Annotated in this window: 12 protein-coding genes; 2 read left to right on the forward strand and 10 right to left on the reverse strand. The window is 69.6% G+C overall.

Annotated elements, in window-relative coordinates:
* Positions 1-12: 12 nt before the first annotated feature.
* The 5 genes from ABTV10_RS21445 to dnaK form a co-directional block, all read right to left on the reverse strand.
* Positions 13-1,230, reverse strand: coding sequence for an ABC transporter substrate-binding protein (locus tag ABTV10_RS21445; RefSeq protein WP_499030199.1), 1,218 nt, complete (start codon positions 1,228-1,230; stop codon positions 13-15).
* A 974-nt stretch (positions 1,231-2,204) separates the two neighbouring features.
* The gene (locus tag ABTV10_RS21450) at positions 2,205-2,612 is read right to left on the reverse strand and encodes a heat shock protein transcriptional repressor HspR (protein ID WP_433607341.1); all 408 of its coding nucleotides are present in this window, start codon (positions 2,610-2,612) and stop codon (positions 2,205-2,207) included.
* A 33-nt stretch (positions 2,613-2,645) separates the two neighbouring features.
* Positions 2,646-3,812 carry a molecular chaperone DnaJ gene (gene dnaJ, locus ABTV10_RS21455; RefSeq protein ID WP_433607343.1) on the reverse strand — a complete coding sequence of 389 codons (1,167 nt, stop codon included), beginning with the start codon at positions 3,810-3,812 and terminating at the stop codon, positions 2,646-2,648.
* 34 nt (positions 3,813-3,846) lie between these two features.
* Positions 3,847-4,419, reverse strand: coding sequence for a nucleotide exchange factor GrpE (grpE, locus tag ABTV10_RS21460; protein WP_499030201.1), 573 nt, complete (start codon positions 4,417-4,419; stop codon positions 3,847-3,849).
* Positions 4,416-6,257 carry a molecular chaperone DnaK gene (dnaK, locus tag ABTV10_RS21465; protein WP_499030203.1) on the reverse strand — a complete coding sequence of 614 codons (1,842 nt, stop codon included), beginning with the start codon at positions 6,255-6,257 and terminating at the stop codon, positions 4,416-4,418. The genes grpE and dnaK overlap by 4 nt, the downstream gene beginning before the upstream one ends.
* Positions 6,258-6,506: 249 nt before the next feature.
* Here dnaK and ABTV10_RS21470 point away from each other — a divergent pair, with 249 nt between their 5' ends.
* Positions 6,507-7,109, forward strand: a complete 603-nt coding sequence (locus ABTV10_RS21470) for a hypothetical protein (RefSeq protein WP_499030206.1) — start codon at positions 6,507-6,509, stop codon at positions 7,107-7,109.
* Positions 7,082-8,521 carry a phytoene desaturase family protein gene (locus ABTV10_RS21475; protein WP_499030208.1) on the forward strand — a complete coding sequence of 480 codons (1,440 nt, stop codon included), beginning with the start codon at positions 7,082-7,084 and terminating at the stop codon, positions 8,519-8,521. The genes ABTV10_RS21470 and ABTV10_RS21475 overlap by 28 nt, the downstream gene beginning before the upstream one ends.
* Here ABTV10_RS21475 and ABTV10_RS21480 read toward each other — a convergent pair.
* Genes ABTV10_RS21480 through ABTV10_RS21500 form a run of 5 tightly spaced genes read right to left on the reverse strand, consistent with a single transcriptional unit; the run spans position 8,518 to position 13,642 of the window.
* Complete coding sequence (locus ABTV10_RS21480; protein WP_499030210.1) at positions 8,518-9,420, reverse strand: STM4011 family radical SAM protein; 903 nt, start codon at positions 9,418-9,420, stop codon at positions 8,518-8,520. The two genes, ABTV10_RS21475 and ABTV10_RS21480, sit on opposite strands and share 4 nt — an antisense overlap.
* A 2-nt stretch (positions 9,421-9,422) precedes the next feature.
* Positions 9,423-10,790, reverse strand: a complete 1,368-nt coding sequence (locus tag ABTV10_RS21485; RefSeq protein ID WP_499030211.1) for an STM4012 family radical SAM protein — start codon at positions 10,788-10,790, stop codon at positions 9,423-9,425.
* The gene (locus ABTV10_RS21490) at positions 10,787-11,611 is read right to left on the reverse strand and encodes an STM4013/SEN3800 family hydrolase (RefSeq protein ID WP_499030213.1); all 825 of its coding nucleotides are present in this window, start codon (positions 11,609-11,611) and stop codon (positions 10,787-10,789) included. Before ABTV10_RS21490 ends, ABTV10_RS21485 begins: the two co-directional genes overlap by 4 nt.
* Entirely contained in the window at positions 11,595-12,689 is a 1,095-nt protein-coding gene (locus ABTV10_RS21495; protein ID WP_499030216.1) for an STM4014 family protein, read from the reverse strand. The genes ABTV10_RS21490 and ABTV10_RS21495 overlap by 17 nt, the downstream gene beginning before the upstream one ends.
* Positions 12,686-13,642, reverse strand: coding sequence for an STM4015 family protein (locus tag ABTV10_RS21500; protein WP_499030218.1), 957 nt, complete (start codon positions 13,640-13,642; stop codon positions 12,686-12,688). The genes ABTV10_RS21495 and ABTV10_RS21500 overlap by 4 nt, the downstream gene beginning before the upstream one ends.
* Positions 13,643-13,653 lie beyond the last annotated feature (11 nt).

Below are 13,653 nucleotides of genomic sequence, written 5' to 3' on the forward strand. Positions count from 1 at the left end.
GGTTCATGGAAGTCATGCCTGCGGGTTGCCGAACTGCCCGTTGACGACCTTGGTGGGCGCGATGAACTGCATCTCGTCCTGCGTCGGGTTCGGGCCGTGGTTGTCGGCGGTGAAGTTGTAACGCGACAGGAAGGCCGTCTGGGCGTTCTTCTGGACCTCTTCGGTCTCGAGCGCCTCGGCCAGCTTCTCGGCGTCGGTGGTGGTGCCGGCCTTCTCGGCGGCCGCGGCGACCAGCGGGAAAGCGTCGTAGTTGTCGGCGATGATCAGCGTCGACGAGATGGTGCCCAGCGACGCCATGGTGTCGACCATCTTGTTCACCGTCGCGTTGTTCGGGTCGTAGACGGTGCTCGTGAACACCTGCGAGACAAGGTTCTTCACCTCGGGGGTGCCCAGAACGCCGTTCGGCGGCTCGTTCGCGACCAGGCTGGTGCTCGACACCGACGTGTTGCCGATCAGCGGCACGTCCCACCCCAGACGCTGCATGCTCTGCAGGACGTACCCGAGCGGGGCGCCGTAGGCGTCGAGCGCGAGGGCCTTGGCGCCGGCGTTCTTGAGCGACTGCAGCTGCGCGGTCATGTCGAGCGCGGTGGACTCGTACTCCTCGTTGCCGGCCTGCTTCAGGCCCGCCGTCTCGAGCGCCGAGGTCATCTCCTTGCCGAACAGCTCGCCATAGGCGGTGCTGCCGTGGATGACGCCGATGTCGTTGTAGCCCTTCTCCTTCGCGTATCCGACGATGCCGCGGGCGTTGTCGGCGGCACCGGGCGCGAGGTCGAAGTTGAGCGGGAACTTCGACGGGTCCGTCGAATCCGGAGTCGGCGCGACGTTGAACGACAGAATGTCGTTCTGCTTCAGGATCGGCAGCACCGCGGCACCGACGGACGACGGGCCGGAGTTGAGGACCAGGTCGGGCTTCTGCTTGTTGATGGCCTCGCGCACCTTGGTGACCGCGATCGTGGCGTCACCGGCGTCGTCGACGACCGTCAGCTCGATCTGTCGGCCGCCGATGCCGCCGACCTGGTTCTGCACCTCGACGCCGGCCTTGGTCGCGAGGATCGACGTCTGCGCGTTGGCCGCGAGCACACCCTGCGCGCTGATGCCGCCTGTGACGAGCACCCGATACGGCTGATCGGCGCCGCCGGCCTCGGCGGAGTCCGCACTGCTGCAACCTGCAAGAGCCAGGACGGACGTAGCGGCTACCGCTGCAACGACAACTGGACGCCGACTTCCCATGACTGCCCTCCTAGGACACCCGAAACACACCGAACCAAGCGCTCGCTTGGTTCGATCGGACACAAGAAGGCCCGGACCACGTGCGGCAACCTGAGGTTCCGACCTGCCGGGCACATCTCACCAAGCAAGTGCTCGATTCACCAAGCACCTGCTCGATCGGAGCATAGGAGTGTGACGTAGATAACGTCAAACGGGCATACCGCGAGGCGGGAAACTCGGTGGAACTTTTTCGCGGCTGTTAACTTGCCGCCCGCCGCACCCGCGAAGCCCTGAACGGGAGTTCACGGCACACTTTCGGCGTCGAAGCGTGCGATGAACTCGCGTTCACCGGCTGGTGCGCGCGAGTTGTCCACAGGCGAGCGGTTTCCACAGGTGCGTTCGACCCGAGGCTTCGGGGACGGTTCGTGTCGGGAGGCAGCACGAGCGTGAGGCCATGACTGCACTACTCGTACCGTTCCGTGGCACCCGAGCGCTCGATCGAGGACTGGTGAGCCGGCGCGGACTCCGACGTCACTACACCCGCGTCTACCCGGACACCTACGTGCACAACGACGTCGAGGTCAACGCCCGGATCCGCGCTCTCGCGGTATGGCACTGGTCGGGCGGGCGCGGGGTACTCGCCGGCACGTCCGCCGCCGCTATGCGGGGCACCGAATGGATCGACGGCGCAGCGCCCGGTGTACTCGCGTCAACCGACCATCTGCGCCCACCGCCCGGGATCACTCGACCGCGCCGTGGAGGCCGTCGATGCCCTCTACCTGCGCAGTGTGATCGAGGACTCCGACGAGGGAGCTGAGTCCCCGTGGGAGACGCGGACCCGGCTGGCGCTCGTCCGCGCCGGGCTGCCCCGCCCCGACACGCAACGGACGATCCGCGACGGCGGTCGCTTCGTCGGTCGTGTCGACATGGTGTGGGAAAGGTGGCGGGTGATCCGGGTGAGGGCCCGGCAACCGGGCGTGGCCGTGGAGACGCGGTCAGCGCTCGTTGCGCGGCTTCCAGACGACGATGGCGTTGCTGCGCGGAATGGGGACGAGGTCGCGTCGGTAGCTGGCGTGGACGCGTGCGATCTCGGCGGCGAGTTCGTCCACACGGTTCTGCAGGGCCTCGACCTGGTTGGTCAGTTCGATGATGCGCTTGATGCCGGCGAGGTTGACGCCCTCGTCCTGGGACAGGCGCTGCACCTCACGCAGCAGCGCCACGTCCCGCGGCGAATACCGGCGTCCGCCACCGGTTGTACGGTGCGGAATGACCAGCCCGAGCCGGTCGTAGTTGCGCAGAGTCTGCGCGTGCATGCCGGCCAATTCGGCGGCCACCGAGATGACGAACACCCGAGCATCGGGGTCCGGTGGGACCTCCGACTGCTTGCGTGGCTTGTCGCTCATGATGGTTCACCCGTTCGATCGGTTCGACGCCCGTCAGGCGCCGGCCCATCCTGCCCGCGGATCGAATCCACTGGCCTTCTCCGCCTCCAGGTACGCCTGGAGCGCCTCTCTGGCGGGATCGTCGAGCTTCTGCGGCACCGCTACCTTCACGGTGACGAGCAGATCTCCGGATCCTCCGCCGCGCTTGGGCACACCGCGCCCTCGCACCCTCAGAATACGTCCGTCCGCCGTTCCTGCCGGAACCTTCACGCCCACATGGCCTTCCAGCGTCGGCACCGACACCGTGGTGCCGAGCACGAGTTCGCCGTAGCTGACGGGCACGACGACCGTCAGGTCGTCGCCGTTGCGCCCGAAGACCTTGTCGGGGCGCACGTGCACGGTGACGTACAGGTCGCCCGACGGTGCACCGCGCAGCCCGGCCTCGCCTTGGCCGGCGAGCCGGATCTTGGTGCCATCGCTGACGCCGGACGGCACGCGGACGGTGATGGTCCGGGTGCGGTTCGTGACGCCGTTGCCGTGGCAGTCGGTGCACGGATCGTCGATGATCGACCCGGTGCCGCGACAGTCGTCGCACGGCTCGCTGAACCCGAACGCCCCCTGGTTGCGGCTGACCACACCGGTTCCGTTGCAGCGCGGGCACACCCGCGGGCTGGTACCGGGATTCGCGCCGCTGCCGTGACACGTCGTGCACGGTGACGGGCTGGTCAGGCGCAGCGGGACGGTGACGCCCTGCGCCGCCTCCCGGAACTCGAGCGTGGTCTCGGTCTCGACGTCGCTGCCCCGCCGGGGACGCGAACTCGCCGTGGTCCGACCCCCACCGCGGTTGAACAGGCCCCCGAAGATGTCGCCCAGGCCGCCGTCGCCGCCGACACCGCCACCGAACAGGTCGTTGATGTCGAAGCTGCCGCCGCCGAATCCACCACCGCCGGTGGAGTATCCGGCGCCGGGGCCGAAGCCGCCGCTCGCGAACAAGCGGCGGGCCTCGTCGTACTCCTTGCGCTTCGCGGGATCGGTGAGAACCGCATTGGCCTCGCTGACCGCCTTGAAACGCTCCTCCGCCTTGGCGTCACCTGGGTTGGCGTCGGGATGCAGATCCCGGGCCAGCTTGCGGTACGCCTTCTTGATCTCGTCGGCGGAGGCGTCGGAAGAGACACCCAGCTCCTTGTAGAAGTCCTTCTCGATCCACTCCCGTTGGCTCACTGGGTGCCTCCTCCTTTCGTCGTTTCCTGTCTAGCTACTCGGCCACCGCATCGGACGCAGGCTCGCCGTTCGTGACGGTCACCATCGCCGTCCGGAGAACCCGGTCACCGAGGCGGTAACCCTTACGCAGCACGGCACCGAGGACGGGGTTGTCGCCGTCACCCTCCATCTGCACGGCCTCGTGCAGATCCGGGGAGAACGCCTCGCCCTCCTCGCCGAAGCCGGCGAGGCCGAGACCTTCGAGGACTCCGGAGAGCTTGTCCGACAGCGCCTTCAGCGGTCCGGTCTCGAGATCCCCGTGTGCGCGAGCGCGGTCGAGGTCGTCGACCAGGTCGAGGAACTTGCTCACCACAGAGGCTCGCTCGTCCTCGACGGCCCGGTCGATCCGGGCCAGCGAGTTGCGGCGGATGTTGGCGATCTCCGCCTTCGCGTAGCCCAGCTCGGTGCTGGCCTTCTCGAGTTCGGCGGTGATCGCGGTCAGCTCGTCCGTCTCCGGCGTCTCGGCCGCGCCGGCCCCGGCCGCCTCCTGTGAGGCGGCCTGGGCGGTGGCGCCCGCGACCTGATCGTCGACCGTCACCGGTTCACGCTCGGGGTTCTCGGCGGTCACTTCTTGTCCTGATCGCTCGGCTCGTCGACGACCTCGGCGTCGACGACGTTGTCGTCGGCCGGGCCGGAGCCATTACCGGACGCGGCGGCGTCGGCGGCCTGCGCGTCGTAGATCGCCTGGCCCAGGGCCTGCGACTCGGTCGACAGCTTCTCGACCGCGGCCTTGACGGCGGCGAGGTCGGTGCCGGCCAGTGCCGTCTTGACCTCGGTGATCGCGGCCTCGACCTTCTCCTTGACGTCGGCCGGAACCTTGTCCTCCGAGTCCTTGATGAACTTCTCGGTCTGGTGCACCAGCGAATCGGCCTGGTTGCGGACCTCGGCCTCCTCGCGGCGGGCCTTGTCCTCCTCGGCGTGCGCCTCGGCGTCCTTGACCATCCGGTCGATCTCCTCCTTGGACAGGCCGGAGCCGTCCTGGATCTTGATCGTGTTCTCCTTGCCGGTGCCCTTGTCCTTCGCGGTGACGTGCACGATGCCGTTGGCGTCGATGTCGAAGGTGACCTCGATCTGCGGCACACCGCGCGGGGCCGGCGGGATACCGGACAGCTCGAACGATCCGAGCAGCTTGTTGTGCGAGGCGATCTCGCGCTCACCCTGGAACACCTGGATCTGCACCGACGGCTGGTTGTCGTCGGCGGTGGTGAACGTCTCGCTGCGCTTGGTCGGGATCGTGGTGTTGCGCTCGATCAGCTTGGTCATCACACCACCCTTGGTCTCGATACCCAGGGACAGCGGCGTGACGTCGAGCAGCAGCACGTCCTTGACCTCGCCCTTGAGGACACCGGCCTGCAGGGCGGCGCCGACCGCGACGACCTCGTCCGGGTTCACGCCCTTGTTGGGCTCGCGGCCACCGGTCAGCTCACGCACCAGATCCGAAACGGCGGGCATACGGGTCGAGCCACCGACGAGCACGACGTGGTCGATGTCCCCGACGTTGATGCCGGCGTCCTTGATGACCTGCTGGAACGGGTTGCGGGTGCGATCGAGCAGATCCGAGGTGATCTTCTGGAACTCGCTGCGGGTGAGCTGCTCGTCGAGGAACAGCGGGTTCTTGTCCGCGTCGACCGTGATGTAGGGCAGGTTGATCGAGGTGCTCTGCGAGCTCGACAGCTCGATCTTCGCCTTCTCCGCCGCCTCACGCAGACGCTGCAGGGCCATCTTGTCCTTGGTCAGGTCGATGCCGTTCTGCGCCTTGAACTTCTCGACCAGCCACGACACGACACGCTCGTCCCAGTCGTCGCCACCGAGGTGGTTGTCACCCGAGGTCGCACGGACCTCGACGACACCGTCACCGATCTCGAGCAGCGACACGTCGAAGGTGCCACCACCGAGGTCGAAGACCAGGATGGTCTGCTCCTTCTCGCCCTTGTCCAGGCCGTACGCCAGCGCGGCCGCCGTCGGCTCGTTGACGATGCGCAGCACGTTCAGACCCGCGATCTGCCCGGCCTCCTTGGTGGCCTGACGCTGCGAATCCTCGAAGTACGCCGGCACGGTGATCACGGCGTCGGTGATCTCCTCACCCAGGTACGCCTCCGCGTCACGCTTGAGCTTCATCAGCGTGCGGGCGCTGATCTCCTGCGGCGTGTACTTCTTGTCGTCGATCTCCACGGTCCAGTCGGTGCCGATGTGGCGCTTGACCGAGCGGATGGTGCGGTCGACGTTGGTGACCGCCTGGTTCTTGGCGGGCTGACCGACGAGCACTTCACCGTTCTTGGCGAAGGCGACGATCGACGGGGTGGTGCGCGAGCCCTCGGAGTTGGCGACCACTACGGGCTCGCCGCCTTCGAGCACAGACACGACCGAGTTGGTGGTCCCGAGGTCGATTCCGACCGCACGAGCCATAGTGATCCTCACTTCCCTCTTTGCAGCTTCGTGAGCTGCAGTTTTACTTCCCTACGCTGAACTGATGAACCTCAGGTGAGCGCATCCGGCTCAAGTTTGCATCCGACCCCGGTCGAAGTCAATTCCAAACTTGAGTCACTCTCACTCAGGTTCTCGAAAGGCTCAACGGGCCGGGATGCGAGTTTGTTCCCGAGTCGTCGATCCCCCGGAACTCGTGGCCGCGGCACGCACACTCGATACGATCGCGGCGTGGACACCACCGGCGAATCCGAGGCATCCGAGGCGCCGGGCGCGTCGGCACCGCCCCGCCCCCGGGCACCACAACCACCGCGCCCCGACGTCGTCGTCACCCCTCTGCACGCCCTCGGCATCGGCCCGGGGCCCGCACCGCACGCCCTCACCGCGGCGTTCACCGCGTGGGCGGCGTCGTTCGCGGTGTTCGCGGCCGTCGTCGGTGTCCTCGCCGTCGACTACGGGGCGGTGACCGACGCGCTCGCCGCGGGTCTGTCGGCCCGGAACCCGACGGCTGATCCCACCGCGGTGGACCAGGCCGCGGCGCTCAGCATGCTGGCGGTCGGCGGCATCGGCATGCTCCTCGTGCTGGCGGCGCTGTTCGCACTGGTGCGCCTGCGGACCGGACGTGGCCGGGCCCGCGTGTGGCTCACGCTCGTCGGCGCGCTCACGGCCATCGCATCCGTGACCGCGTGGAACCTGCTGGCCGATGCCGGGGACGTCTCGTTCATGACGCTCACGTGGGCGCCGCTGCTGCAGGCCGCCCTCGCGGTCGCCGGCACCGCGCTGCTGTTCGCGCCCTCGGTGTCGGCGTGGCTGCGCCACCGGAGCATCTCGTGACCCACGCCGTCGTCGTCGGCGCCGGCCCCAACGGACTGGCCGCGGCGGTGACGCTCGCGCTCCGCGGCGTCGCGGTCACCGTTTACGAGGCCACCGACACCATCGGTGGCGGCACCCGGACCACCGAACGGATCCTGCCGGGCCTGCTGCACGACGACTGCTCCGCCGTGCACCCAATGGGCGTGGCGTCGCCGTTCTTCCGATCGGTCGACCTGACGACACACGGACTCGAATGGCGGTACCCCGAGGTCGATCTCGCGCATCCGCTCGACGACGCCGTCGCGGGCGTGTTCACCCGGTCGCTCGGGCTGACAGTCGACCGACTCGGCCCCGACGGCCCGGCGTGGCGACGGTTGTTCGCACCGCTCACCGCGCACTTCGACGACCTCGCCGAGGAGGTGCTGCGTCCCATCGCGCATCTACCGGGACACCCGATCACCCTGGCGCGCTTCGGTGTCGACGCCCTGATGCCGGCGACCCTGACGGGGCGACGCTGGCAAACCGAGCAGGCACGCGCCCTGTTCGGCGGCGTCGCGGCGCACGGCTACTACCCGTTGACCAGACCGACGACCTCGGCGGCGGGGCTGCTCATGCTCGCGGCAGGGCACCGTTACGGATGGCCCGTCGCGCGCGGTGGTTCTCGTTCGATCACCGATGCACTCGCGTCGCTGCTGCGCGCGCACGGCGGTCGGATCGAGACCGGCCGCCGGGTCCGATCGCTCGGGGAACTCCCGCGCGCCGACGTCACGATGCTCGACCTCTCCCCGACCGGCGTCGCCGACCTGGCCGGAACCCGATTGCCGGCCGGGGTGTCCCGCGCATACCGGCGATACCGGTACGGCCCGGCCGCGTTCAAGCTCGACCTGGCCGTCGAGGACGGCATCCCGTGGCGCGACGACGCGTGCCGCCGAGCCGGCACCGTCCATCTGGGCGGCACCCTCGACGAGATCGCCGCATCCGAACGGGATCTGCACCGCGGCCGCATGCCGGCACGTCCCTTCGTGCTGCTCGGCCAGCAGTACCTGGCCGATCCGTCGCGCTCGGCGGGCAACGTGCATCCGGTGTGGGCGTATGCCCATGTGCCGCATGGCTACACGGGCGACGCCACGGAGGCGATCCTGAACCAGATCGAGCGCTTCGCCCCGCGGACGCGCGAACGCATCGTCGGCAGCTTCAGCCGCTCGGCGGCCGAGATGCCGCTCTACAACCCCAACTACGTGGGCGGCGACATCGCGTCCGGCGCCAACGACCCCGTGCAGCTGCTCACCCGGCCGCGGATCGCGCTCGACCCGTACTCGACCGGCATCCCCGGCGTCTACATCTGTTCCGCCTCGACGCCGCCCGGCGGCGGTGTGCACGGCATGGGCGGATACAACGCGGCCCGCTCGGCACTGCGGCGGCTCGAGCGCTAGACCGTGGCCTCGGCGGCGGGCGGCGACTGCCGCGGTCGCCGCGCGGGGAGCGGCAGCCAGACCGGTTCCGCCGGAATCCGTTCCAGCACGCCGCCGGCGAAGACGTCGTACAGCGGAAGCTGCTCGGCGTGCACATAGCCGATGTGGCAGTCGCACACGTCCAACGGGCAGGGGCGCGGCCGCAGTGCCTCGAGGTAGGAGCCGTCGTACAGGTTGCCCAGCTCCTCGGGGACGAAGTGACAGCGTCGGACCGTGCCGGCACCGTCGACGGAGACCACCGAGTCCCCCGTGCGGCATGCACGCCCCCGCGTCCGATGCGGATGCCGGCTGTACTCGAAGAGCGGATCGATCCCCATCCAGTCGGCCGCGTCTGCATCGGTATACCGGTACCCCTCGGCGGCGTTGACCCAGAGATACACCGAATCCGGGAGTTCCGCGCGCAGCCGACGGGCGGCCGCCAGATGCTCCGGCAGCCCGACCACACCCACGCTGAACCGCACGCCGAGCGCGGTCAGTTCGGCGGTCTTGGTCAGGAACCGGTCGTGCGGCGTCTGACCGGGGTGGTACGTGCACCACAGCGCGACCGCGTCGCGGTCGGCGTCGTCGAGCCAGCCGGTGCGGCAGCTGAGGTTGGTCTGGATCGCCACCCTGCGCACGTGCGGCAGCCGGGAGAGAGTCACCAGGGCCCGGCGGTACCAGGACCGCACCAGTCCCTCCCCCCAGGGGGTGAACAGGATCGACAGCTCCCGATCCTGGTCCTCCGCCCACGCACAGAATCTCTCGAGCGCGGCCCGGTCGGCGCGCAGCTGCTCGGGGGTGTCCCGGCGCTTGGCGAACGGGCAGTACGGGCAGTCGTAGTCGCAGGACGCCAGCGGCCCCCGGTACAGGATGGTCAGCATCGTCAGCGGCCTTCGTACTCCGCCATGGCGGCCCGCACCTGCGGCGAGAAGAGCTCCGGCCCGAGGGCGTCGGAGTACGCCAGACCCAGCTCGGTCAGCCGCATTCGGCCGCTGTCGGCGAGGAGCCATCCGCGCTCGGACCACCGCTGCAGCTCGACGCCGAAATGTTCGTGCGGATCGGCACCGAAGCGGGAACGATAGTCCGCCACCGGCATTCCCGCGGCCTGTAGCACCGACTGCAGCAGGTGCCGGCGTCGGGCCTCGTCGTCGGTCATCGCGTGACCGACGACGGCGTGTCGGAAGTCCTCGACCGTGCACGCCACGTAGTCGTCGATGATGGCGCGCACCTCGTGCGCACCGACCGCGTAGTCGAACGAGTAGTGCAACTCCCGGGTGTACGACCTTGCGCCGCAACCGAGGCCGATCATCCCGTCGGTCTGGCACGCGTAGTCGTTCGGACCGCAATCGGGCGCGTCGGCGCGGCGGAACATGCGCATCGACTCCTGGACGTAGCCCGAGGCGATCAGATGATCGCGCCCGCGGCGGTAGAGGTCCAGTCGGTGCGCATCCCATTCCGGATCGGGCCCGGCGCCGCGGCGGGCCAGACCCGTCAGCGGCCGCACGTACAGCGGGTACAGGTACAGCTCCTCGGGACGCCAGGCCAGCGCAGCGTCGAGGGAGGCGATCCAGGAATCCGGTGTCTGGCCGTCGATTCCGTAGATCAGATCGATGTTCAGGACCTCGATCGCGGCGTCCCGGATGCGGCCGAGGGCCGCCTCGACGTCCGCGCGCCGTTGCGGCCGGACCGCGGCCCGGGCCTCGGTGTCGTCGAAGCTCTGCACGCCGAGGCTGAGCCGGGTGACACCGCGCTCGGCCAGCACGGCGAGCCGATCGGCGGTGGCGGTGGCCGGTGACGCCTCCACTGACAGCGGGATCGCCTTCAAATCGGCGCCCATGCCGCTCTCGGCGATGTTGCACAACCGGTTCAGCTCGGCCGCGGTCAGGTAGGTGGGGGTCCCGCCGCCGAACGCCGCCGTCGCGAATCCGGCGGACGGTGCCAGCGCCTCACGCACCGCCTCGGACTGCCGCTCGAGGGCGTCGAGGTAGCGGGTGGTCAGCTCGTCCGGCGCGCCGACGCGGGTGAACAGATTGCAGAAGCCGCAGCGCACCTCGCAGAACGGGACGTGCAGGTACAGCGACAGCGCGTCCTGCGGTTCGTCCGCCCACAGCTCGGTCAGGGCCGGGCGCGGATCCAGCGCGCGGTACGCGGTCTTGTGCGGATACGCGTACACGTAGTTCTGATACGGCGCAACGTAATCCGCGGCGACGGCGGCCGGTCGCGCGGCCAGGGGCAGGTCAACGGCGGTCATCGCGGTCCCTCGAGGAAGAAGTGGGCGTAGGGCACCGTCCACACCACGGGGTGCCCCAGTCGATGTCCGGTGTAGCCGTCCTCGCCGTACGCGGTGCCGTGGTCGGAGCACACGATCGCGAAACAGCGGCGTCTGCGCGACACCGCCTCGAACAGCCGCCCGATGTGCCGGTCCACGTACTCCAGGGCCGCCGCGTGCGTCGCCCGACTGTCCCCGTGATCCGCGGTGGCGCCCTCGGCGAAGAACCAGTTCGGTTGGTGCAGCGCCGAGACGTTGACGAACAGGAACAGCCGACGCTCAGCGGGTAGCTCGGACACCACCCGCGCCGCCAGATCCACCTGCGCCTCGAACGAGGTCGGCGAGGTCACCCCCAGTTCGGGAGACCAGTGCGCCTCGTCGAACAGGTCGGGCAGCACCGAGCCCAGCGCGCCACGGCGGTTGAAGAAGCCGACACCGCCGATGCACGCCGTGTGGTAGCCGGCGGCCGCGAGGCCCGCGACCAGATTCGGCTCCGCGAACACGAAGGTGCCGTCCGCGGTGGACTCGCTGCCACCGAACTCGGCCGCGAACAGGCGCGGGTGCGGCCCCTGCCCCACCGGAGTGGGCAGGAATCCGGCGAACATCGCCTGGTGCGAGGCGTAGGTGAAGCTGCCGGGGGCGTGGCGTTCCTCCCACCGCCCGCCGGGCAGGTGCCGCGCCAGGTTCGGGATCCGACCGGCGGCCGCGAGTTCGCAGGCCACGTCGTAGCGCAGGGTGTCGAGCGTGATCAGCAGGATGTCGTCGAAGCCGACAACGGTGTTCATGTCAGGCTGCTGCAGCATCGGCCCATCCTTCGATCGCGGCCAATTGCGCTGCGTAGGTGTCGAGCCCGTCGGCGCGGCCGGGAAGTCCGGTCAGGCCCGGGAGCAGGTCGCCGAACGCATTCACCTCACCGACCGCGGCATCGCGCCAGTTCGCGGCGGGCAGCAGGTCCACACCGACGCACAGGGTGCGCGGGAAGCAGGCGGCGGCCCGTTCCGCCACGGCGAGCGCCCTGTCCCAGCCGAATCCGGCCGAGTCGAACGCAGCCCGCGCGGTCTGCAGATCACCGCGCTGCCCGCCGAGGTGCAGGTTGGTCATGGGGTGGGCGCTGGTGCGCAGCACCGCGTGGGTCGCCCGCCCGGCGACCACCACCACCCGCAGGTCGGCGGTGCGCCCCCGCCGCGACGGCTTCGGCAACCAGGCCTCGATGTGCAGGCGTTCGCCGGCCAGCGCGTCGATCAGGGCGCCCACCTCGGCCTCGTCGGTGAGTCGGCGCACGCGCAGCGAGTTGTAGACCCCGTCCGCCGTGATCTCCACGCTGCTGCGCGCCTGGACCCGGCCACCGGAAGCCGTCTCGACGGCAACCACCCCGGCCGCGGACGATCCGTGCGCGGGTTTGACGAAGAACCGCCGCAACCCGGCGGCCGTGGCCAACTCGCGTACCTCCGGCCAGCTCCGCGGCGCGGGTGCGTCGCCGCCCGAAGTGGGTGAGATCGGCACCGGCACAGCATTACTCGCGAGGGCGGCGTGACACCGCCGCTTGTCGAACAGCACCGCCAGATCGTCCGGATCGGTCAGCCGGCGCCCGCCGCGCAGCGTGCCGACCGCGGCGAGCAGCGACGCGTACCACCGCGGGCCGTCGGCGATCCGGGTCGGGTCCCCGGGCCCGCGCAGCAGTGCGTCCACCTCGGGATCCTCGCCGGGCGAGTCGAGGCGCACCCATTCGTCGGCGTCGAACCGGGCCCCGCCGCCGGTGAGTACCTCGCGCCAGGACACCACCCGCGGGGCGGGCAGTCCGGAGCGGGCCGCGGCGTCGAGCAGCATCGTCACGCGGCGGTTGTCCGGGTTACCCACCACCGCCAGGCGGGGACGGATCATTCGCTGACCGCGACCGACCGGTAGATGGTGCCGCCGTACTCCTCCTCCTCGGCGTCCTCGCCGTCGAGGTTCAGTTGCACGCCGGCCGGTTCGAGAACCGCCCGGACGCGTTCGCGCACACCGCCCGTCAGGTAGTTGTGGTGCAGGTCGAGCGATTCGAGGTGGGTGAGCGACTGCCCCGCGAGCAGTGCCTCGACGCCCGCATCCGACAGCGCGCCCTTGGACAGGTCCAGGACCCGCAGCCGCGGAACGATCGCCGCGGTCGCGACAGCGGCCGCGATGTCGTCCTCGTATTCGCTGTTCGCGAGTGCGAGGCGCGTCAGCTGCGGCAGCTTCTCCCCGACGAGGATCGGGGCGAGATCGTCGACGGTCGAATCGGCGCCGTAGTTCTCGTCGCCCAGCCACAATTCCAGGTCGGTCAGCGCCGGGAGATCCGACGCGGCCACCGCCCGGACCACGTCGGCGGACAGGCCGCCGGTTTCGATCACCAGGCGGCGCAGGTGCTCGTGCCGGACCGGGGTCAGCGCCAGCTGGGTGCCGCCGCGCACCCCCAGATGCTCGAGCCGGGGAAACGCGGTCAGCAGGGCGGTGACGTCCGACTGCACGATCCACGAGATCTCGCAGTCCTCGAAGGTCATGTCCCCGAGGAACAGCGCCCGCAGCGCCGGCAGTTCCCCGGCAGCCTCGACGAGCGCCTTCACGACGTCGGCGGAGCTCTCCTCGTACGGATCGGCCCAGCTTCCGACGACGATCGCCTGCACGGTCGACGGGTCCACCGCGGCACGGAACTTCTCGAACGCCTCCGGCCACGACATCTCGGCGTCGTACGTGGGAACCGAGATACGCCAGGCGACCGGGCCCTGCCCGGGCACGGCGGGGGCAGCATCGGTGTCGATGGGGAACTCCACAACCGGGAGGCCGTGGAACTCGTTCTGCAGGTCATTGATGGTCACCGGGGCGCTCC

The organism is Paraburkholderia sp. RHO2 (genome assembly GCF_050955445.1).
GTDB classification, from domain to species: Bacteria; Actinomycetota; Actinomycetes; order Mycobacteriales; family Mycobacteriaceae; genus Prescottella; species Prescottella agglutinans_A.